Annotated in this window: 18 protein-coding genes; 11 read left to right on the forward strand and 7 right to left on the reverse strand. The window is 68.8% G+C overall.

Going from position 1 to position 21,897, the window contains the following annotated elements; all coding sequences use genetic code 11:
• On the reverse strand, positions 1–961 hold a 961-nt coding region (locus HBE64_RS05540), incomplete at its 3' end, for a hypothetical protein (protein ID WP_167098798.1).
• 799 nt (positions 962–1,760) lie between these two features.
• Between HBE64_RS05540 and HBE64_RS24605 the strand changes: the two genes are divergently transcribed.
• Positions 1,761–3,284: a hypothetical protein gene (locus HBE64_RS24605; protein WP_167098801.1), complete on the forward strand. Its 1,524-nt coding sequence runs from the start codon at positions 1,761–1,763 to the stop codon at positions 3,282–3,284.
• A gap of 208 nt (positions 3,285–3,492) precedes the next feature.
• A complete protein-coding gene (purU, locus tag HBE64_RS05550; protein ID WP_243841610.1) occupies positions 3,493–4,389 on the forward strand; it encodes a formyltetrahydrofolate deformylase in 897 nt (298 codons plus the stop codon).
• On the opposite strand, the gene HBE64_RS05555 is transcribed toward purU, so the two are convergent.
• Positions 4,386–5,390, reverse strand: a complete 1,005-nt coding sequence (locus HBE64_RS05555; protein ID WP_167108726.1) for a bifunctional 2-polyprenyl-6-hydroxyphenol methylase/3-demethylubiquinol 3-O-methyltransferase UbiG — start codon at positions 5,388–5,390, stop codon at positions 4,386–4,388. The genes purU and HBE64_RS05555 overlap by 4 nt on opposite strands.
• A 327-nt stretch (positions 5,391–5,717) precedes the next feature.
• Here HBE64_RS05555 and HBE64_RS05560 point away from each other — a divergent pair, with 327 nt between their 5' ends.
• Positions 5,718–6,239 (forward strand): hypothetical protein, encoded by a 522-nt coding sequence (locus tag HBE64_RS05560; RefSeq protein WP_167098807.1) that lies wholly within the window; start codon positions 5,718–5,720, stop codon positions 6,237–6,239.
• A gap of 3 nt (positions 6,240–6,242) precedes the next feature.
• On the opposite strand, the gene HBE64_RS05565 is transcribed toward HBE64_RS05560, so the two are convergent.
• The gene (locus HBE64_RS05565; RefSeq protein ID WP_167098810.1) at positions 6,243–7,475 is read right to left on the reverse strand and encodes a chloride channel protein; all 1,233 of its coding nucleotides are present in this window, start codon (positions 7,473–7,475) and stop codon (positions 6,243–6,245) included.
• A gap of 45 nt (positions 7,476–7,520) precedes the next feature.
• Here HBE64_RS05565 and mshB point away from each other — a divergent pair, with 45 nt between their 5' ends.
• Together mshB and HBE64_RS05575 are read left to right on the forward strand one after the other, a co-directional pair.
• Positions 7,521–8,372, forward strand: a complete 852-nt coding sequence (gene mshB / locus HBE64_RS05570) for an N-acetyl-1-D-myo-inositol-2-amino-2-deoxy-alpha-D-glucopyranoside deacetylase (RefSeq protein ID WP_167108729.1) — start codon at positions 7,521–7,523, stop codon at positions 8,370–8,372.
• A gap of 3 nt (positions 8,373–8,375) precedes the next feature.
• Positions 8,376–8,753 (forward strand): hypothetical protein, encoded by a 378-nt coding sequence (locus HBE64_RS05575; protein ID WP_208300572.1) that lies wholly within the window; start codon positions 8,376–8,378, stop codon positions 8,751–8,753.
• A 7-nt stretch (positions 8,754–8,760) separates the two neighbouring features.
• Here the strand turns inward: HBE64_RS05575 and HBE64_RS05580 are convergent, their stop codons facing one another.
• Complete coding sequence (locus HBE64_RS05580) at positions 8,761–9,696, reverse strand: hypothetical protein (RefSeq protein WP_167098845.1); 936 nt, start codon at positions 9,694–9,696, stop codon at positions 8,761–8,763.
• A 281-nt stretch (positions 9,697–9,977) separates the two neighbouring features.
• Here HBE64_RS05580 and HBE64_RS05585 point away from each other — a divergent pair, with 281 nt between their 5' ends.
• Together HBE64_RS05585 and HBE64_RS05590 are read left to right on the forward strand one after the other, a co-directional pair.
• The gene (locus tag HBE64_RS05585) at positions 9,978–12,476 is read left to right on the forward strand and encodes a bifunctional FO biosynthesis protein CofGH (protein WP_243841506.1); all 2,499 of its coding nucleotides are present in this window, start codon (positions 9,978–9,980) and stop codon (positions 12,474–12,476) included.
• On the forward strand, positions 12,466–13,137 hold the full coding sequence (locus HBE64_RS05590; RefSeq protein WP_243841507.1) for a hypothetical protein: 672 nt from the start codon (positions 12,466–12,468) through the stop codon (positions 13,135–13,137). Before HBE64_RS05585 ends, HBE64_RS05590 begins: the two co-directional genes overlap by 11 nt.
• Here HBE64_RS05590 and HBE64_RS05595 read toward each other — a convergent pair.
• Entirely contained in the window at positions 13,103–15,127 is a 2,025-nt protein-coding gene (locus tag HBE64_RS05595; RefSeq protein ID WP_167098851.1) for an NADPH-dependent 2,4-dienoyl-CoA reductase, read from the reverse strand. The genes HBE64_RS05590 and HBE64_RS05595 overlap by 35 nt on opposite strands.
• A gap of 208 nt (positions 15,128–15,335) precedes the next feature.
• Between HBE64_RS05595 and fdxA the strand changes: the two genes are divergently transcribed.
• Both fdxA and dapC read left to right on the forward strand, forming a co-directional pair.
• Positions 15,336–15,659 carry a ferredoxin gene (gene fdxA / locus HBE64_RS05600; RefSeq protein WP_135427132.1) on the forward strand — a complete coding sequence of 108 codons (324 nt, stop codon included), beginning with the start codon at positions 15,336–15,338 and terminating at the stop codon, positions 15,657–15,659.
• Positions 15,660–15,670: 11 nt separating this feature from the next.
• Positions 15,671–16,774 carry a succinyldiaminopimelate transaminase gene (dapC, locus tag HBE64_RS05605; RefSeq protein WP_167108739.1) on the forward strand — a complete coding sequence of 368 codons (1,104 nt, stop codon included), beginning with the start codon at positions 15,671–15,673 and terminating at the stop codon, positions 16,772–16,774.
• 59 nt (positions 16,775–16,833) lie between these two features.
• Here dapC and HBE64_RS05610 read toward each other — a convergent pair whose 3' ends face one another.
• On the reverse strand, positions 16,834–17,472 hold the full coding sequence (locus HBE64_RS05610; protein ID WP_167098854.1) for an MspA family porin: 639 nt from the start codon (positions 17,470–17,472) through the stop codon (positions 16,834–16,836).
• A gap of 176 nt (positions 17,473–17,648) precedes the next feature.
• Positions 17,649–19,205 carry a CdaR family transcriptional regulator gene (locus HBE64_RS05615; RefSeq protein WP_167098857.1) on the reverse strand — a complete coding sequence of 519 codons (1,557 nt, stop codon included), beginning with the start codon at positions 19,203–19,205 and terminating at the stop codon, positions 17,649–17,651.
• Positions 19,206–19,288: 83 nt separating this feature from the next.
• Here HBE64_RS05615 and pruA point away from each other — a divergent pair, with 83 nt between their 5' ends.
• Both pruA and HBE64_RS05625 read left to right on the forward strand, forming a co-directional pair.
• The gene (pruA, locus tag HBE64_RS05620) at positions 19,289–20,920 is read left to right on the forward strand and encodes an L-glutamate gamma-semialdehyde dehydrogenase (protein ID WP_167098860.1); all 1,632 of its coding nucleotides are present in this window, start codon (positions 19,289–19,291) and stop codon (positions 20,918–20,920) included.
• A 1-nt stretch (position 20,921) separates the two neighbouring features.
• Entirely contained in the window at positions 20,922–21,884 is a 963-nt protein-coding gene (locus HBE64_RS05625; protein ID WP_167098863.1) for a proline dehydrogenase family protein, read from the forward strand.
• Positions 21,885–21,897 lie beyond the last annotated feature (13 nt).

A 21,897-nucleotide genomic window follows, 5' to 3' on the forward strand; every position in this document is an offset into this window, starting at 1 on the left:
CGCGGGCGCTTTCGGCAACCGAGGTGCGGGTTGGCGTGGAGCCCGGTTGCGGGGCGCTGTCGGTGCTGTTCTGCGGATCGGCGGCGCCCGCGGCCGGATCGGTCTGTGCTGCCCGGGCGACGATGCGTGGCGCCTTCGGAGTGCGACTACGGCCGCTCTGACCGACCGTGGTCGGCGGCTCCTCACCGGTCGCGCTCGCTCCTGTGCCGCCGGTACCCGCCGGAGCGCTGCCGGTTTCGGTCCCCGGCAGCTGGCTTGCGGCGGCCGTCGGGGTGAGCGGGATCGAACTTTGGCCGGTCAGGTTGTCGATGATGTCCTGGAGGCCGCCGATGAGGATCAGGCCGGGGCTGAAGAACGCCTTGATGGCTTGCACGATCGTGGTCAGCGCTGAGACGAGGTCACCCTTGACCAGGGCCAGGATGGCTTTGACGATCAGGTTCGGTGTGTTGACCAGGACGTCGACGGCGGCGTACGCGGCCTCGACCACCTTGCTGCCGAGATAGGTGGTGTCCTGCACGAGGTTTGTCACCACCTGCTGGACGTCGGCGGTGACGCTGGCGGCGGGCAGGGTATCAGCGGCGGCCGCCGCCGACGGCGTGCCGCTGGGCTCGACCATGGGTTCCGCTGCGGGCGCCGTGTTGTACGCGGGCGGCACCAGCGCGCCGGCGGCGGCGGGGGCTGCGTAATAGGTCGCCGAGTTGAACTCGTTGCCGATCCGGTCCGCTTCGGCGGCCAGGGCCCCGAGGATCTGAGCCAGCGCGGAACCAAACGGTGCGGTCTGCTGAGAGATCGAGTTCAGCAGCGATTTATCAAACGGGATGAGGGCCTGCGGGCTGGTGGACAACTGCGTGGTGGAGATCTGCATGTCCCTGATCGGGGGTACGACGGGATTGGCAACGACCACTGCGGCCGCAACCAACGCCACTCCTGTCGTCAGGATTGGCCCCATCGCCTTTCGCACGCCGCCTCCTCCCGCTGTCGCGGCTCGGCTATCGAGCAACCATACCTGAGAGCAGGCTGATAAGTACGCACTCCGATCCTGAGAATCTGACCGGGTCGGCGGCCGGTGCCGGGGATTCTTGAGTTGCGAAACGCCTTGTCAGCACACCCTCGATCGTTGCGTCCGAGACTGAGTGTCAGCTGAGCGATCACACAGTGTGGCCGCCGCTAAGTATCGCGCCTGCCGGTGGTGGGGTCGGCAGGCGTAAAGCGGAGGCGGTGGCGTGCTGATTTGTGTTGGTACCCAGGCTGCGGGGCGCGCTGCAGGGTGATCCCGGCAACGGTGCGGCAATTGTCGAATTAATTAGCAGAAGCGATAGTTTGTCGCAATTGTCAATTTATTGTGCGCCGTTTGCCTCTCGTTATCCAGGACTTTCCCGAGGACCTCCGAACGCAACGATTACTGGCGTGTCCAGGCGGGTCGTATTCGAATCTCAGCGACCTTTTCTCCCTGAGGAGATGCTGATAAAAGGCCGCGCAAGTTCGCTACTTTCCCTAGGGATACGTTCTTGGCAACACGATGACTCTCGCGTAAATACACTCTGTGACTTGGCAGTTCACGTGGTTTTAACGTGAGCAAGGGCGAAGTTGTGTTTCTACGGGGCGATTCTCAGCGGACCTTTGCGACGGAAACAATCGGCTATTTTCGGTCCGAAAGTATCCCGGTATTGGGCGGTGAAAAATATCGCGTCTCCAGAGTCCGCGGTGTTACGTTGCTGCTGCTTGGAATTCGAGCACCACCCGAAGGGAGAACTTCCTACATGTCCATCCATTCAGAGAAAGTCACCAGCAAGCGAGGTACCGGCTCCCGGCGCGCTCGCCCGCTGATGGCGACGGCGGCCGCAATCGGCGGCGCCGGAATGATCCTGGGCGCTCCGGCGGCCGGGCTTCTGCTCGCTCCGGCTGCACAGGCCGCTCCGATCGTGGCGCCGCAGGCACCGATCGACGACCTGCTCGGCAGCTTCGGCAGCATCTTCGGGGCCGGCGCGGCGTCGCCGTCCCCGAACGCGCTGCTCGCTGTCGCGGTCGATCCGTTCAACCAGATCGCGAACGGATTCCTCGACATCGCCGGTGCCATCCCGATCTTCAACATCTTCGTCGGGAACGGGGCCGACGGGAACGCGCTGCACCCGGACGGGTACAACGCGGGCTTCTTCGCCGGTAACGGCGGAAACGGCCTCAACGGCAGCTACAACCCGCTCACCCAGACCTCCACCAACGGTGGCAACGGCGGCAACGCCGGCCTCTTCTTCGGAAGCGGCGGCAACGGTGGAAGCGGCGTCAGCGGCGGCTACTCGGCCACCGGCAAGGCGGTCGAGGCCACCAACGGCGGCAACGGCGGCAACGCGTCGTTCTTCATCGGAAGCGGCGGCCAGGGTGGCCAGGGCGGCGCGGGTCGTCCGGGCCTCAACGGCCAGAACCCGACGGTGCTCAACTCCCCGCTGGACCCGAACGTGTCCAACGGTCTGCCCGGACTGCCGGGGGCTGTGCCCCTGGGTGCCCAGGCTCAGGCCGGTGGCGTCGGCGGGACCGCCGGCGGCAACGGTGGCGACGGCGCGGCAGGACTGCCCGGACCCACCGGACAGCAGGGTGGCAACGGTGGTGACGCCACTGCCGGAGGCGGCAACGGCGGCGCCGGTGGGGCCGGTGGCCTCGGCCTGACCGGTGTCGGTGGTGCCGGCGGCGCGGGCGGCAACGGAGCAGCCTCGACGGCCAACGGCACCGACGCCGGCAAGGGCGGCAGCGGCGGTGCCGGTGGCACCGGCGGCCTGATCTTCGGCACCGGTGGTAGCGGTGGCAACGGTGGTCAGGGTGGCCAGGGTGGCAGCGGCGCCAACGGCGGCCGCGGCGGCGACGGTGGTACCGGTGGCCTCGGAACCACGGGTGTCGGTGCCGGCGGACCCGGCGGCAACGGCGGCCTCGGCGCCGACGGCGGCAAGGGTGGCGACGGCGGTAACGGTGGCGCACCGGGTGCCGGTGGCTTCCTGCCCTTCCTCACCTCGCCCGGAAACCCGGGTATCGGTGGCGGCGGCGGTGGCGGTGGCGCCGGCGGTAACGGTGGCGGCGCAGGCAAGGGCGGCTCCGGAAGCACTGTCGGTACTGACGGCACCCCGGGCACCGGCGGCAAGGGCGGCGCAGGCGGCAAGGGCGGCCTGAGCGGCAGCGGCACCGCAGGCACCTCGGGAACGGCCGGCGCTGACGGTAGCGCTCCGGCACCGGGGTCGACTGCCGGTGGCACCGGTGGAACCGGCGGCAACGGGGGTACGGGCGGCGGCGCTGCCTAACACCGCTCGATCCGGTTGGGGTCTGGGAGGAGTCCCATACTGGATCGGCCCCGGGAGCGTCGGTGTTCCCGGCGCTCCCGGGAGTTCCCCGTAATTGCACTGTCAACAGGTACCGGGCCCACTTCGGTGGGCCCGGTGTCCTGCTTTGGTCACCCAACAGATGAGGGAAGAGTTGATGATTGCCACGAGTGCAGTCAGCATCAACGGCATGTCGACGCTCGAATACCCGCAAGGTCCGGACGCGCTGGCGGCCAAGGACGTCGGACGGCTGCTGTTGCGGTGTGCGGATCGCCCAGGCCTGGTGGCCGCGGTCAGTGCCTTCCTGGCCGGCGCCGGCGCCAACATCGTCTCCCTCGACCAACACGCCACCGCGCAGACCGGTGGAACCTTCATGCAGCGCACGATATTTCACCTCCCGGGTCTGGCTGCGGCCCGGGACGCGCTGGAGCGCGACTTCACCGAGCAGGTGGCCCAGCCCTTCGATATCGACTTCCGGCTCACCGAGGCCTACAAACCCAAACGGGTCGCGATCCTGGCCTCCAAGGAAGACCACTGCCTGCTGGACCTGCTGTGGCGAAACCGCCGCGGCGAGCTGGACCTGACGGTGGTGATGGTGATCGCCAACCATCCAGACCTGGCCGACCAGGTCCGGCCGTTCGGGGTTCCGTTCATCCACATTCCCGCCACCAAGGACATCCGCGAGGAGGCTGAGCGTCGTCAGCTCGACCTGTTACGCGGCAACGTCGACCTGGTGGTGCTGGCTCGCTACATGCAGATCATCACGCCGCGTTTCCTCACCGAGGTCGGCTGTCCGTTGATCAACATCCACCACTCGTTCCTGCCGGCGTTCATCGGCGCCGCACCGTATCGGCGCGCCAAGGAGCGTGGCGTCAAACTGGTTGGCGCCACGGCACATTACGTCACCGATGACTTGGACGAGGGGCCCATCATCGAACAGGACGTGGTCCGCGTCGACCACCGCCACGGCGTGGAGGACCTGGTGCGTCTTGGTGCCGATGTCGAGCGTGCGGTGCTGTCGCGGGCGGTCTCCTGGCACTGCGAGGACCGGATCATCCGCTACGGCAACCAGACAGTGGTCTTCTAGAGCGTGATGCGATCCGGTTTCTCGTAGACCAGCCAGCGCATCTCGATGGGCCGGTCGCCGCGCGGGACGTCGAAAACGTCCTGTCCGCTGACCCATTCCGGGTACCAGCCGGTGGGTGGCCAGGCGCCGTCGGGCAGATTCGCCTGCTCGTACTCGAACACCGGCACATCGGAGACCAGGACCAGTGGGAAGCCGGACAGCGCCTCGGCCATGTCCTGCTGGGTGAAGATGGTGCTGTAGCACTGCTGGCCCATCTGGATCGCGGCGTCGTCGGGGGTGTACTCCCGGTGGGCCACGAAGGAGTTGAAGACCAGCCGACCGCCCGGTGCAAGGCAGTGCGCAGCCAGTTCGAACACGCCGCGCAGTTGCCGGGTGGAACGGAAGTCGGACACCACCTCGGACAGCAGGATCAGTTTGTAGTCGCGTCGCAGATCGTCGAGGGTCGTGAAGATGTCGCGCTGGATGACGTTGATATTCAACGACTCCCGCGCGGCGTCGGCACGGATGTTGTCGGCGAACGAGATCGTCATCTCGACGGCGTCCACGGGATGCCCACGGCGGGCCAGGGCCAGCGCGTTGCGGCCGGTGCCCGCACCGATGTCGAGCACCGGATGGGCACCGGGGTCGAGCGCCTCGGCGGCCAGCGCCACGACCCGGGCGTCGGGCTCGGAGCCGAACAGCGGTGGTTGGCGGTTGGCGGTCCAGTTCTCGTAGGCCCCTTCGACGGTGAACCACTGCGAGTTCACGTGGTAGTTCAGCAGGGTGCCGACCGGGGCGTTGTAGGTGATGACGATGTTCGACCGCGGTGAGGCGCCGTACGCCTCGGCCAGCTGGTTCTCGAGAACCGCACGCAGGTGGGCCAGCTGCTCGTCGGAGAACGGCCGCCCGACAGCGCCGAAAATCTTGGCGCACATCGAGACATACTCGTCGATGAGCCCTGGCACAGCCGGCAGTGTGATCTCTCCGGTGACGATCGAGCGTCGGTGCAGGCGGCGCGCCATTGCCGCGTGGAGCAATGGTGTCTGGATCACATTGAGCGGTTGAGGGTCCACAGAATTCTTCTACACCAGTCGGGCACCATTGTCAGGTTCGACCGGCGGGAAACAAGCTGCGGGAAAAGCGAAATCGGCTGCCTGGCAAACTATGGTGACGGTGTTGCGGCCTGCGCTGAAGACGCGACCGTGGCCGTCACCGGTCGGGGGCGGCGCATCACAGCAATGACGATGTAGCGGCGTATGCAATGAAATACGTTGACAGATAATAATTTTCGCCTGCGCAAATGTCGCCGGTTTGTTCAAATCGCCAGTACCGGCCGCTATCATCACCTCATGCCGGATACCACTGAAGATGTCCAAACCCATTCTGCGCCCGCGTACAAAGTGCCGACGGGCTTGCAGCGGCTGGCCCGCTGGGGCGTCCCGTTCGCGATTCTGCTCGGGGTGGTGGCCGTCGGGCTGTCGATCTGGGCAGTGGTAGCCGGGGCGTCGAAGGAGCCGGCGATGACCGCATTGCCGGGCGATCCGAAGATGCGGGTGTGCAACGCATTCGAGACCGTCAGCAGGGGCGTGGCCCTGCAGACGCACAACGACCTCGGGCAGGATCCCATCGCGCAGGCCGCAGTGGCGGGCAATGCCCGCCTCGCGCTCGTGGGCGGCGGGGAATACCTTCTGCACCAGGTTGATTCGGCGACGCCGGCCCAACTTGCGGACGCGGTCAGTGCCTTCGCCCGCGATCTCCAGGACATCGGGATCAATGCTCTGGCAGGTGTGCAGAACAGCGACCCGGGGCAGGCCGCACGGTTGGCCGAAGGTGACTCGGCCCGCAAGCAGGTCGCCGACCTCTGCCGGTAGCTCTCAGTGGGCTGCCGCCCGGCGCGCGTGCAGCTGCTTGTCGAGCAGGTGCGCGGCGGTGGCCGCGGCGAGAAAGACGATCAGCATCCACAGCGGTGGTCGCGCCAACTCCCAGACGAACAGCGCCGCCCACATCGGAGCGCCCTGGGTGATGGCCAGTACGCCCGCCGCGCAGGCCAGTGATGCCGCCGCGAGGTTGACGTGCAGGGGCGTCCAGGTGTTGAGGCACAGCGCCACCACCGAACCCATCGCGGCTCCGGTGGCCAGGGCGGGGGTGAGCATGCCGCCGACTGCTCCCGCCCGCAGGAACACCGCCGTCAGCAGGGGCTTGAGGACCACCAGCGCCACCGCCGATGCCAAGGTCAGGCTGCTGTTCACGCTGATGGTCAGCACGCTCTTGCCATTGCCCGGCAGTTCCGGCCAGTACCGGGAGCACACACCGACGAGAAGGCCTGCGGCGGCGATCGCCGGGATCAACAGCCACGAGTCGCCGACGGTGCGGGTCCGGGCGTAGTCCATCAGCCGGTTGAAGCCGCGCCCGACAACCACCGCGATCGGCGACAACAGGATCGCGAACGCGGTCAGGGCATAGGACAGGTCCGGTGCGGGCCACGCCAGCGGCGTCGCCAGGTGGGTGACCGGTGCGGCGACCGCGGTCGCCAGTGCCGAAGTGATCAGCGCCGTGCCGACAGCTCGCAGGCGCCAGGTGCGCAGGACGATCTGCAGGGCGAACAGCGCGCCGCCGGCGGGCACGCTGTACACCGCTGCCAGTCCGGCGCCTGCCGCGCAGCCCAGCAGTATCTCGCGGTCGGCCGGGGTCAGTGCCCATCGTGAGGTGCCCAGATCGCCCAGCGCGGCGGCGAATTGCCGCGGGGCGCCTTCCCGGCCCAGCGAGGCCCCCGACCCGACGAGCAGCACCTGCAGACCGGCATCGAGTGACATCGCCAGCCGGGGAATCGGCTGATGTCCGGTGATCGCCGCGGTCAGCGACGGGATTCGGGCGCGTCGCCGCAGCAGCCACCAGCCCAGGCCGGCCAGCGCCCCGCCGATCATCGGACCGAGCATGCGGCGCACCGGGCTGGCGCCCGTCACGCCGTCGAGCAGGGTGCCGAAGCTGTAGTGGTAGGTCAGGTGCTCGACGTAGTGCAGTAGCAACGTCGTTGCCGCACCGGCGACCCCGGCCAGCAGGCCGACCATCACGACGCCACAGCCGAACTCGAGGTTGCGCCGGGTCACTGGCCGAATCTAACCGGAATCTCTGGGTAGGGTGGCGCCGTGGCAATGCAGGAGACCCCGCGGCTGTTATTCGTACACGCCCACCCCGACGACGAGACCATCAACAACGGCGTCACGATCGCCCGCTACGCCGGACAGGGCGCCGAGGTCACCGTCGTCACCTGCACGCTGGGCGAAGAGGGCGAGATCATCGACGAGCGCTGGTTGCGCCTGGGGGTCGAGGAGTCCGACCAGCTCGGCGGGTACCGCATCGGCGAGCTCACCGCGGCGCTGGGCAGGCTGGGTCTGGCGGGGCCGCGCTTTCTGGGCGGGGCCGGACGCTGGCGCGATTCGGGAATGCCCGGAACTCCGCCGCGCCGGCACACCCGGTTCGTCGACGCCGATGTCGACGAAGCCGTCGCCGAGCTCGCGGCGATCATCACCGAACTGCGCCCGCACGTCGTGGTGACCTACGACCCCAACGGCGGCTATGGCCACCCCGACCACATTCAGACCCACCGGATCACCACGGCGGCGCTGGCCGCCTCCTCCTGGCAAGTGCCCAAGTTCTACTGGACTGTCATGAGCGCCAGCGCTTTTCGGGCCGGTATCGACGCCCTCGGTGACGACGACATCCGGCCCGGCTGGATCTGGCCGCCCACCGAGCTGGAGTTCGGCTTCACCGACGATCGCATCACCGCCGTTGTCGAGGCCCCCGAACAGGTGCCTGCCAAGGTCGGTGCGATCGCCGAGCACGCCACCCAGATGGAGGTCGGGCCCACCGGCCGCACCTTCACCTTGTCCAACAAGATGGTGTTGCCGGTGCTGGGCGCCGAACACTACGTGCTGGTGCACGGCGAGCCCGGCCCCACCGACGCGCGCGGTTGGGAAACCGACCTGCTGGCCGGTTTGACCTAGCCCGTGGCCGACGAGGACCCCGTCATCCGCACCGTCGTGCTGGTTCTGCTCGCCATCGACGGGGTGATCTCGGCCGTGGTCGGTGCCCTGCTGCTGCCGCTCTACCTGGGTTCGGTGCCGTTTCCCCTCAGCGCCGTCGGCACCGGCCTGCTCAACGCGGTGTTGGTGTGGGCGGCCATGTACTGGACCGACTCGACCCGGCTGGCGGCGCTGCCATTGATCACCTGGCTGTTCACGGTCGCCGCGCTGACGCTGGGTGGGCCGGGCGGCGACATCGTGTTCGGCGGCTCGGGAGTGATGGCCTACGGCTTGCTGCTGTTCCTCGTTCTCGGTGCGGCGCCGCCAGGCTGGCTGCTCTGGCGGCGCGACCGCGCGCGGTAGGACCCGCCTACTCGCCCGACGACTTCGCCTTGTGGGCGCGAGCCGAGCCGCCCGTCGAACCCGACTTCTTCGTGGTGCCGGTGCTGACCTGTCCGGTGCCGCCGTTGTCCGACGAGTTGTCGCCGGCCTTGGGGGCAGCGGGGGAGCTGGTGTCGGTGGAGGTGGGCTCCGTCGAGGCGGTGTCGGCCACCTGGGCGGACCGGGCCGCCGCGACCGTGGGGGTGTCCTTGACGGCCAGCCCGCGGGCGGAGTGGCCGGCGGCCTTGGGTGCCTCGGCCGGGGCAGTGCTGTCGGTCTGGCTGTCCGCCGACTTGCCGCCTGCGGCCGCGGCCAGCGGCGAGGTCAGCGCGGCACCCGGCAGCGGCGGGAAGGGCGGCAGCGGCGGCAGTGGCACCAGGCTGCCGATCCACGCGATGCCGTAATTGATGAAGTTGGTCGCCGCCTGGTTCAGGCCGGCGGCGAGCTCAGGCCCGATCGCGGCGAGGTTGCCGTCGATAAGGTAGGCGAAGCTGTACACGAGGCTCTGTACGACTGGCTCAGCGGTGTAGTAGACGAGGCTGATGCCCGGGGCCACCCACCACAGCCCCGGAATGAAGCCCAGTACGTACTGCCCAAGTTCGAAGCCGTAGGCAACCCACGGTTCGATTGCGTTGTAGGCATTGATGATGACCGAGCCCGCCGATGTTGCCGACGCCGTCACCGACGCCTGCGGCGTGGACGTGGACGGCGCGGCGGCGGCAGGCTTGGGGGCCTCGCTGACCAGGCCCAATGCGGCGGCAGCGGTGGTGACGGGCTGGACCAGTGGGGCGACCGCGGCGCTCAGTCGGAGCGTCTCCACGGAGAACGTCTGGGGTGCCGCAACATGCACCGGCGCGATGGTCAGGGCGCTCACGGCGACGGCGGCCATACCGGCGGTCAGGTAGGAACGAGCGGTGACGGTCATGGTGCATACTCCCAGCATCTGTGCAGCGAACACCAGTAACTTACGTTCTCGTCGGCTGGTTGTTACAGATTCGGCCGCGAGTCCCGGTAGGGAGATCGACGGGCCCGCCGCGGGTACTACTGTGTGGACCATGTCAGTCGCTCCAATTTCAGATTGTGAGACGTGCGGATGATTTCCCTGCTGCCGATGGTTACCGGGGAGTGGCCCTGAACCCGCAGCACCCCAGTCCGCTGCCCATTCCTGCGGTTCCGCCGCGGACTGACACACCCTCACCGGCCGCGATGAAACGCGTGCTCAGACGCGCCCGCGACGGGGTTGCGCTCAACGTCGACGAAGCGGCGGTCGCGATGACGGCCCGCGGCGAGGACCTGGCCGACCTGTGCACCAGCGCTGCCCGCGTGCGTGACGCGGGGCTGGAGACGGCAGGTCGGCGCGGGCCCGGCGGCCGACTGCCGGTGACGTACTCGCGCAAGGTCTTCATCCCGGTGACCCACCTGTGCCGCGATACCTGCCACTACTGCACATTCGTGACCGTGCCCGGCAAGCTGCGCGCCGAGGGCAAGGGTATGTACCTGGAACCCGACGAGATCCTGGAGATCGCCCGCAACGGCGCCGAAATGGGTTGCAAGGAAGCGTTGTTCACCCTCGGTGACCGCCCTGAGACCCGCTGGCCGGAGGCGCGCCAGTGGCTCGACGAACGCGGCTACGACTCGACGCTGGATTACGTGCGCGCGATGGCGATCCGGGTGCTCGAGGAGACCGGGCTGCTGCCGCATCTGAACCCCGGGGTGATGAGCTGGACGGAGCTTTCGCGCCTGAAACCTGTCGCGCCGTCGATGGGGATGATGCTCGAGACGACCTCACGGCGGCTGTTCGAGACCAAAGGTCTGGCGCACTACGGCAGCCCGGACAAGGACCCCGAGGTGCGGCTGCGCACGCTGACCGACGCGGGGCGGCTGTCGATTCCGTTCACCACCGGCCTGCTGGTCGGCATCGGGGAGAACCTCACCGAACGGGCCGAGACACTGCAAGCGATTCGGCGGCTGCACAAGGAGTTCGGGCACATCCAGGAAGTGATCGTGCAGAACTTCCGCGCCAAGGACCACACCGCGATGGCGGCCGCGCCCGACGCCGAGTTCGACGACTTCGTCGCGACGGTGGCGGTGAGCCGGCTGGTGCTCGGCCCCGGTATGCGGATACAGGCGCCGCCGAATCTGGTGTCGCGCAGCGAATGCCTGGCTCTGCTCGGCGCCGGCGTCGACGACTGGGGCGGCGTCTCCCCGCTGACCCCGGACCACGTCAACCCTGAGCGTCCGTGGCCCGCACTTGACGAGCTCGCCGCGGTGACCGCCGAAGGCGGGTTCGACCTGGTGCAGCGGTTGACCGCGCAGCCCCGCTACGTGCAGGGCGGTGCGGCCTGGATCGACCCCCGGGTGGCCGCTCACGTTGCCGCACTGGCAGATCCGGACACCGGATTGGCCCTCGACGTCAACCCGGTCGGGCGGCCCTGGCAGGAGCCCGACGAGGCCGCCGAGTCGCTGGGCCGCACGGATCTGCACACCGCGATCGACGGCGAGGGCCGGCTCACCGAGACCCGCAGCGATCTGGGCAGCGCGTTCGGTGACTGGGAGTCGATCCGCACCCAGGTGGGGGAGCTCGCCGCCCGCGCCCCCGAGCGCATCGACACCGACGTGATGGCCGCGCTGCGCGCCGCCGAACGCAACCCCGGTGGCTGCACCGACGACGAGTACCTGGCGCTGGCCACCGCCGACGGTCCTGCGCTGGATGCCGTTGCCGCACTGGCTGATTCGCTGCGAAAGGATGTCGTCGGCGACGACGTCACGTTCGTGGTCAACCGCAACATCAACTTCACCAACATCTGCTACACCGGCTGCCGGTTCTGCGCGTTCGCGCAGCGCAAGGGTGACGCGGATGCCTTCTCGCTGTCCACCAGCGAAGTGGCCGACCGGGCGTGGGAAGCCCACGTCGCCGGCGCCACCGAGGTCTGCATGCAGGGCGGTATCGACCCGGAGCTGCCGGTGACGGGTTATGCCGACCTGGTGCGTGCGGTCAAGGCGAGGGTGCCCTCGATGCACGTGCACGCGTTCTCCCCGATGGAGATCGCCAACGGAGTCACCAAGAGCGGGTTGAGCATTCGCGAGTGGCTGACCGGTCTGCGGGAGGCCGGCCTGGACACCATCCCCGGCACGGCCGCCGAGATCCTCGATGACGAGGTGCGCTGGGTGCTCACCAAGGGCAAGCTGCCCACCTCGCTGTGGGTCGAGATCGTCAGCACCGCCCACGAGGTGGGGCTGCGGTCCTCGTCGACGATGATGTACGGCCACGTCGACACCCCCAAGCACTGGGTGGGCCACCTCAACGTGCTGCGCGGCATCCAGGACCGCACCGGCGGCTTCACCGAGTTCGTCCCGTTGCCGTTCGTGCACCAGTCCTCACCGCTGTATCTCGCGGGCGCCTCCCGGCCAGGGCCCACGCACCGCGACAACCGTGCGGTCCACGCCCTGGCCCGAATCATGTTGCACGGCAGGATCTCCCAGATTCAGACCAGCTGGGTCAAGCTCGGGGTCGAGCGCACCCAGGTGATGCTCAACGGCGGTGCCAACGACCTGGGCGGCACCTTGATGGAGGAGACCATCTCCCGGATGGCCGGCTCCGAGTACGGCTCGGCCAAGACGGTCGCCGAACTGGTCGCCATCGCCGAAGGCATCGGCAGGCCTGCGCGTCAGCGCACCACGACCTACGCCACGCGTGCCGCCTGAGGGCACGAATCGGCTGCCGCTGACGGCGGGGGTTGCATTCGCCGTCCTGTCGGTCGCGGCCCTGCTCGTGGCACCGCCGGGGCCGGGGGTCGACCGGCCCGGCAGCGCCGTCGTCGACCACCTCACCAGCCATGCATCGGCGATCCGATGGCAGGCGTTGCTCACTGCGCTGAGCCTGCTGGCCATGGTGGTCGTGGTCGGCTTCGCCCGGCAGCGCCTGGACGGCCCTGCCGGGCACATCTTCATCATCGGCGCCGCGGTGTTCGTCGGCCAGGTCGGCATCGAGGTGTGGTTCACCGCCGGACTGACGCTGCACCCCGGCGGACTGGAACCGGCCACTGCCCGAGCCGTCATGGATGTCGCGGCAATGTGGGGCCCGCTGCTCACGATCGCCGACCTGATGCTGGCCGGGCCGATCGTGTGGGGCGCCCGCCAGGGCAGGTTCCCGCAGTGGCTGGCCGTAATCGCCGCGGTGTTCGCTGTCGAGCAGTTCGTCGAACTGGTCACGATCATCGGCCCGGTGGGCAGTTTCATCGCCCCGGGCGGGCCGATGAACCTCATCCTCGGCGGGGCGTTGTTCGTGGTCTTCGTCGTCGCTCTCGGCGTCGCGGTCGCGATGCCGGAACCTACAACGTTGCCGCCAGCTCGGTCCCCTGCTTGATCGCCCGTTTGGCGTCCAGTTCGGCCGCCAGTGCCGCGCCACCGATGATCTTCGGTTCAATCCCCTTGGCGCGCAGCGCATCAGCGAGGTCGCACACCGACTCCTGGCCGGCGCAGATGACCACGTTGTCGACGGCCAGTACCTGCGGGCGGGCACGTGTGGCGCCGACGCTGATGTGCAGCCCCGCGTCGTCGATGCGCTCGTAGTTCACCTCGCACAGCTGGTGGACTCCCTTGGCCCGCAGGGACGCGCGGTGCACCCAGCCGCTGGTCTTGCCCAGCCCACGACCCTGGGGGCCCTTGCCGCGCTGCAGCAGCCAGAGCTCGCGGACCGGCTCGGCCGCAACGGGTGTGCTCAGCGCACCGCGCGCCTCGGCAGGATCGACGACACCCCAGTGTGACTTCCAGTCCTTGAGGTTCAGTGTCGGTGACTCGGCGGTGGTGAGCAGTTCGGCGACGTCGAAACCGATTCCGCCGGCGCCGATGACCGCCACCCGCTTGCCCACCGGCTTGGCACCGGTGATCGCCTCGGGATAGGACAGCACCATCGGGTGGTCGATACCGGGAATCGCCGGAACCCGCGGTCTGACCCCGGTGGCCAGCACCACGTCGTCGAAACCGGCGAGATCCTGCACGTCGGCCCGGGTGCCCAGCCGGACGTCGACCCGGTGGACGGCCAGCATCGCCGTGAAGTACCGGACGGTCTGGCTGAACTCCTCCTTGCCCGGGATGCGGCGGGCCAGGTCGAACTGGCCGCCGATGGCGTCGGCAGCCTCGAACAGCGTCACCCGGTGGCCGCGCTGGGCGGCGTTGACCGCCGCCGCCAGCCCCGCGGGTCCGGCGCCGACGACGGCCACCGAGCGTGCCCGCCGGGTGGGGGAGAGCACCAGCTCGGTTTCGTGGCAGGCCCGCGGATTGAGCAGGCACGACACGGTCCGGTGTGCGAACGCATGGTCCAGGCAGGCCTGATTGCAGGCGATGCAGGTGTTGATCTCCTCGGCCCGCCCGGCCCGCGCCTTGGCCACCCAGTCCGCGTCGGCCAGCAGCGGGCGTGCCATCGAGACCAGCGACACCGCGGTGTCGGCCAGGATCTGCTCGGCGGCCTCCGGCATGTTGATGCGGTTGCTGGCGATCACCGGGATACCGACGTGCCGGGCCACCGCATCGGAGATGTCGACGAACGCGCCGCCGGGCACCGAGGTGACGATCGTCGGGATCCGTGCCTCGTGCCAGCCGAAGCCGGAGTTGATCATGGTGGCGCCGGCTGCCTCGACCTCGCTTGCCAGCGTGAGGATTTCGTCCCAGCTCTGGCCGTCTTCGACGTAGTCGGCCATCGACATCCGATAGCAGACGATGAAGTCCGGGCCGACCGCCTCGCGGACTCGCCGGACGACCTCGACCGGCAGCCGGCGGCGATTCTCCGGGGTGCCGCCCCAGGCGTCGGTGCGCCGGTTGGTGCAGGGCGCCAGGAACTGGTTGAGCAGGTATCCCTCACTGCCCATGATCTCGACCCCGTCGTATCCGGCCGTGCGGGCCAGCCGGGCGCAGCGCACGAAGTCGTCGATGGTCGTGCGCACGCCGCGCTGCGAGAGGGCGCGGGGCCGAAACGGGTTGATGGGAGCTTTGATCGACGACGCGCTGACCGAGAGCGGGTGATACGCATAGCGGCCCGCGTGCAGTATCTGCAGCAGGATCTTGCCGCCCGCGTCGTGCACGGCGCCGGTGACCCGGCGATGCCTGCGCGCCTGTGCGGCGGTGGTCAGCTGCGCGGCGAACGGCAGCAGCCAGCCGGTGCGGTTGGGTGCGTAACCGCCGGTGATGATCAGCCCGACGCCGCCGCGGGCTCGGTCGGCGAAGTACCGGGCCAGCCGGTCGATGTGGTGGGCGCGGTCTTCCAGGCCGGTGTGCATCGAGCCCATCACCACCCGGTTGGGCACGGTGGTGTGGCCGAGGTCCAGAGGTGACAACAGGGTGGGGTAGGGCTGGCTCATCCGTCCCCTTTCTGCGGCCCCGGCGAGTCGCGGCCTATTCGGATCGAACTTCCTGGCCAGGGGTGGCTAATATACGCAACGTCTAGTATCAGTAACCACCCGTAAGTTAGGGCACACTGAGTCAGCGTTCCGGGTGTCGACATCGGATACTGGGCCCTCAGTACCGCGCCAGAGACCTACAGCCAACAGCAGACCGAGGAGAACGTTCGTGACGTACACGATTGCCGAACCCTGCGTCGACATCAAAGACAAGGCATGTATCGAGGAGTGCCCCGTCGACTGCATCTACGAGGGCGCACGCATGCTGTACATCCACCCCGACGAGTGCGTCGACTGCGGTGCCTGCGAGCCGGTCTGCCCTGTCGAGGCGATCTACTACGAAGACGACGTCCCGGACCAGTGGTCGCAGTACACCCAGATCAACGCTGACTTCTTCGCCGAGCTGGGCTCGCCCGGCGGCGCATCGAAGGTCGGCCAGACCGATAACGATCCGCAGGTGGTCAAGGACCTGCCGCCCAAGGAAGAAGACTGACGGCGCACCCCCTGCGTGCCCGGCGGGTCTCCGGACGACTTCCGGTCTTTCCCTGGGACACCCTGGCTGAGGTAACCGCGACCGCCCGGGCCCATCCGGGCGGCATCGTCGACCTGTCGGTCGGCACCCCCGTCGATGAGGTGGCCCCGGTCATCCGCGAAGCCCTGGCCGCAGCCAGCGGCGCGCCGGGCTATCCGACCACGGCAGGCACCCCGGCCCTGCGGGCCGCTGCGGTGGCGGCGCTGCAGCGCCGCTATGGCATCACCGGCCTGCCCGAGCAGGCCGTCCTGCCGGTGATCGGCACCAAGGAACTCATCGCGTGGCTGCCGACGTTGCTCGGCCTCGGCCCCGACGACGTGGTGGTGGTCCCCGAGCTGGCCTACCCGACCTATGAGGTCGGTGCGTTGCTGACCGGGTCTGCGGTGATTGCGGCGGACTCGCTGACCCAGCTCGGCCCGCAGTCACCGGCGGTGGTCTTCATCAACTCGCCGAGCAACCCGACCGGGCGCGTGCTGGGAATCGACCATCTGCGCAAGGTCGTCGAGTGGGCCCGCGAGCGTGGCGTCCTGGTGGTCTCCGACGAGTGCTATCTGGGGCTGGGGTGGGACGACAAGCCGGTCTCGGTGCTGCATCCCGACGTCAGCGGCGGTGACCACACCGGGCTGCTCGCGGTGCATTCGCTGTCGAAGAGCTCGTCGCTGGCCGGGTACCGGGCCGGGTTCGTCGCCGGTGACGCCGATGTGGTGGCCGAGCTGCTCGCGGTGCGCAAGCACGCCGGAATGATGGTGCCGACCCCGGTGCAGGCGGCGATGGTGGCTGCCCTCGACGACGACGAGCACGAACGCGTGCAGCGGGAGCGCTACGCCCGGCGCCGCGAGGTCCTGCTCGCCGCTGTCCGGTCGGCCGGTTTCACCGTCGACCATTCCGAGGCCGGCCTGTATCTGTGGGCCACCCGCGGTGAGCCCTGCCGGGACACGCTGGCGTGGCTGGCCGAGCACGGCATCCTCGTCGCGCCCGGGGAGTTCTACGGTCAGCGGGGGATCCAACACGTGCGGGTGGCGTTGACAGCCACCGACGAACGCATTTCCGCCGCGGCGGAGCGGCTGAGCCAGTAGTCCCAGTAGTCCTGGCCGGCCCAGCCGCTCCACTGCGAAGCGGAGTCAGAGCGCTTGCGTCAGTTCATGTTCCAGGGTTCGCCGTAGGTGGTGACGCTGTCGCCGGCCTTGGAGATCAACCGGGCGAACGGGCGCAGCAGCACACCGCCGGCCGCACCGGTGACGGTGCCGTGGGCGTTGGCCACCGCCACCGAGCCGTTGGGGCCCGAGACGTCCACCGAGAAGGTGGCGACTTCCTGGATGCCCGGGCCGTTGCCCAGGTCAGCGCTGATCGACACACCGGGGAACAGGTTCGGGGTGATGATCGAGCCCAGCGGATTGAAACCCGTCGGGGAGATGTTCGCGTCATCCAGCAGGATGTTGGGGGTGGTGTAGCTGAAGTTGATACCCACACCGAGTGACCACGGGAAGCCCACCTGGTAGCCCAGCTCCAAGGTGCCCGCGAACTCGTCGGCACCCGGGCCCACGACGCTGTAGACAGCCTTGCCGGAGTGGAACCACTCACGGGTCAGCCGGTTGCGGTCCAAGGGGAACACGCCGTCCAGGAAGGTGTCCCACTGCTGAATCGTCAACGTACGGCCACCGCCGTCGACCAGGCTCAACTGGTTGTCCAGGCCCGCGTTCGACGTGCCGTTTCCGACGAAGAGCGCCGCCATGGCGGCGATCAACGCCACCAGCACTCGACCCATGTATTTCATGCTGACCCCTTAGTGCTTCGACGGTGAGTCGCAGCGACCCGCGTTCACCGAGGTTTTTGTATGGTGCCCCAACTGACGGTGCGCGTGAGCGGGCTCACAGCCAGTCATGACAAAAGCCTCATCGGCACCATTGACCACATCGTTACCTACATGAAGAAATTTTCTTCAGCGGACTCTCAGGCGGTGGCCCGCAGGCTCAGCGCCAGCAGCAGCCGCACGTCCGGGTCGGCCAGCGAGGTGGCCATCACCTGCTCGATCCGGCGCACCCGGTAGCGCACGGTATTGGGGTGCACGTGCAGGGCCGCCGCGGCCCCGGCGATGTCGCCGAAGCTGTCCAGGTAGGCCTCCAGCGTCGCGGCGAGCACCGGCTCGCGCTCCCGCAACCGGCGCACCCGCGGGTCGACCAGCCGGTCGCTGGCCCCGACCATGGTGACGATCTCGTCGAGCAGCACCGTGGTGCGCGCTTCGGCCAGCGTGGTCACCTGCCCGATAGCCACCGGATGCCGCTCGGCACTGTCGAGGACCCGGTCGATCTCGCGGCGGGCGCCCGCCGCCGCGGCCAGCCCCGCCACCGGCGCGGCGATCACCGCTCGCAGTTCCAGCCCCAGCTCGGTGCGCAGGGTGGCGATGGTCCCGCGGATCCAGGACACGATCGGCGCGGGGCGCCCGGAATCCGGCAGCAGCACGTACACCCGCGAACCGTTCGAGCCGACCTGGGCGTCGGGCCGAAAAGCGCTGGCGCTCAACGCCAGAACATCGACGAGCCGCTGATGTTCGGTGTGGCTGTCGAAGCCGATCACCGCCACCCGCCCGTCGGCAGTCACGCTGAGCTCGCGGGCCAGTGCGGCGGTGTCGTTGTCGGCCTCGGCAAGGCCGAGGACCTGCTGTACGGCCAGTAGATGAGCGGACGGCCGCGCCGCGAGCCGGGCCATGATCCGGGCGGCCAGGACCGCGGCGCCGCGCAGCACATCCTCGGCGTCGTCGGCCAGCGGCCGGGAACCCTGCTGCACCCAGATGGTGCCCATGAACCGGGCGTCCGGCCGGTGGATGCCGATCGCCAGGCGGGGCCGCAGCCCCAGCGCGGGCCGCTCGTCGACGCTGACCACCTCGCTGCCCGCACGCAGGATGTCGAAGATGCCCCACTGGGCGATCCACGCCAGATGTTCCGGCGGCCCGGCGCGGCCGAGGATCGACAGCCGGCGCAGTTCGTCGGCCTCGTCGTTGGACGCCGAATAGGCCAGCACGTGGGATTGGGCGTCCTCGATGCTGACCATGCCGTGGGTGCGGTCCGCGACGGACTGGGCCAGCGCGAACAGATCGGTGCCGGAGTCCGACACCGGATCGGCCCGCCGCGCCTCGAAAACATGGTTGACCAGGCGATACAACCGTTCCCAGCGAGCCTTGGGGTCGACGGCCACGACGGCGGCGCCCACCGCGGCGGCCTTGTTGACCACCGCGTCGGACGGTTCCTTGACGAAGACCGCCGCCGGCGCGCCGTGGGCGGCGGTCTGCCGGTCGATCCAGCGGGCCGTGTCCGCCGCGTTGATCCCGAGGAGGAAGAACACGTCGGCCGAGCCGGCGCTCACCGACAAGCCCAGCCGCACGTCGTCGGAGTCGATCAAGGCGGCCGAGCGGACGGGTATGTCCAACCCGCGCGGTGCCTCGACGAGCCGGACCAGCGTCGCATCCAGGGCCAACACCAGTTGGCCCAGCCCGACACCGGTCGCCCGCATGTTGTCCGATCCTACTAGCGATACCCGCCATCCTTAGCTGATCAGCCAACAGTTTGGCGGGTCGGCCGGGTGATCCTTATGCGATGGACGCCCGCACCGATGTACCCGCCCCGGTCAACGAGCCGGTTCACGACTACGCGCCGCACTCCGCCGAACGCAGCCGCCTCACCGCGGCCCTGCGCGACCTGTCCGCCACCCCGATCGACCTGCCGCACGTGATCGGTGGTCGGCATGGGATGGGTACCGGGGAACGCATCGACGTCGTCCAGCCGCACCGGCACAGCGCCCGGCTGGGCACCCTGTCCAACGCGACGGGCGCCGACGCCGCTGCCGCGGTCGAGGCCGCCATGGCCGCCAAGGCCGACTGGGCCGCCACCCCGTTCGACGAGCGCGCCGCGGTGTTCCTGCGCGCCGCCGACCTGCTGGCCGGGCCGTGGCGGGAGAAGATCGCCGCGGCGACCATGCTCGGCCAGTCCAAGACGGTGTACCAGGCCGAGATCGACGCGCCCTGCGAACTCGTCGACTTCTGGCGGTTCAACGTCGCCTTCGCCCGCTCGATCCTGGCCCAGCAGCCGATCAGCGGCCCCGGGGTGTGGAACCGCACCGACTACCGGCCGCTGGACGGCTTCGTCTACGCGATCACCCCGTTCAACTTCACCGCCATCGCCGCCAACCTGCCCACCGCGCCGGCCCTGATGGGCAACACCGTGGTGTGGAAGCCGTCGATCACCCAGACCTTCGCCGCCTATCTCACGATGCAGCTGCTCGAGGCGGCCGGCCTGCCGCCCGGCGTCATCAACCTCGTCGCCGGTGACGGCTACGCGGTGTCCGACGTGGTGCTCGCCGACCGCCGGCTCTCCGGCATCCACTTCACCGGTTCGACGGCGACGTTCCAGCATCTGTGGCGTGAGGTCGGCACCCGCATCGCCGACTACGACGGCTACCCGCGTCTGGTCGGTGAGACCGGCGGCAAGGATTTCGTGCTCGCCCACACCTCAGCTGATCCGGATGTGTTGCGCACCGCCCTGATTCGCGGCGCCTTCGACTACCAGGGCCAGAAGTGTTCGGCGGCGTCGCGGGCGTTCATCCCGCGCTCGCTGTGGCGTCGAATGGGCGACGGGTTCCTGGCCGCCACCGAGGCACTGACCTACGGCGACGTCACCGATCTGGCCAACTACGGCGGTGCGGTCATCGACGCCCGCTCCTTCGCCAGGAACTCCCAGGCCATCGAGCGTGCCAAGAGCGCACCGGGGGTCACGATCGCCGTCGGTGGCGAATGTGACGACAGCGAAGGCTATTTCGTCCGTCCGACCGTCTTGCTGTCCGACGACCCGGGCGATGAGGCATTTTCCACCGAGTATTTCGGCCCCATCCTGGCCGTGCACGTCTACCCCGACGACCAGTTCGACGACATCCTTCCGGTGGTGGACGGCGGCTCCCGCTACGCGCTCACCGGCGCGGTGATCGCCGACGACCGCGCCGCGGTGGGCAAGGCCGCCGAGCGACTTCGGTTCGCGGCAGGCAACTTCTACGTCAACGACAAGCCCACCGGAGCGGTCGTCGGTCAGCAGCCGTTCGGCGGATCGCGGGCCTCGGGCACCAACGACAAGGCCGGCTCCCCGCTGAACCTATTGCGCTGGACCTCGGCCCGGTCGATCAAGGAGACGTTCGTCCCGCCGACCGAACACCGCTACCCGCATATGGAGGTGCAGTGACATGAGTGCCGTCTTCACCAAGGCCGCCCGGCCCGCCATCCTCGCTGCCGGCCGCTCAGACCGGTTGCGCCACACCGCCGAACGCATGCCCATCGCCCGCGACGTCGTGCGGCGGTTCGTCCCCGGTGAGACGGTCGAGGACGCGCTGTCCGCCGTCACCGTGCTGCGCGACACCGGCCGGCTGGTCAGCATCGACTACCTCGGCGAGGACGTCACCGACGCCGAGGCGGCCGAGGCCACCGTCACGGCCTACCTGAGCCTGCTCGACGCCCTCGGCGCCCGGTTCGACAGTGCCGGCCCGGTGCGCGCCCTGGAGGTGTCGCTGAAACTGTCCGCACTGGGCCAGGCGCTGCCCAAGGACGGCGACAAGATCGCGCACGAGAACGCCCATACGATCTGCACGCGGGCCCAACAGGTCGGCGCCTGGGTCACCGTGGACGCCGAAGACCACACCACCACCGACTCGACACTGTCGATCGTGCGGGAACTCCGCACCGACTTTCCCTGGCTGGGCACGGTTCTGCAGGCTTACCTGCGCCGCACCGAAGCCGACTGCGCAGAGTTCGCGGCCTCCGGCGCCCGCATCCGGCTGTGCAAGGGCGCCTACGACGAGCCGGCGTCGGTGGCCTACCGCGACGCAGGCGAGGTCACCGAGTCCTACCTGCGCTGCCTGCGGACGTTGATGGCCGGCACCGGATACCCGATGGTGGCCTCCCATGACCCGGCGATCATCGCGGCAGTCCCTGCGCTGGCACACGAATTCGGCCGTGACACAGACGGATTCGAATACCAGATGCTCTACGGCATCCGCGACGGCGAACAGCGCAGGCTCGCTGACGGCGGCGATCATATGCGGGTGTACGTCCCGTTCGGCACGCAGTGGTACGGCTATTTCGTGCGCCGACTTGCCGAACGACCGGCAAACCTGATGTTCTTCCTACGAGCATTGGCCCACAGAAGCTAGCTAGAGAAGGCAC

Source organism: Mycobacterium sp. DL592 (assembly GCF_011694515.1).
In the GTDB taxonomy this organism is placed as follows: domain Bacteria; phylum Actinomycetota; class Actinomycetes; order Mycobacteriales; family Mycobacteriaceae; genus Mycobacterium.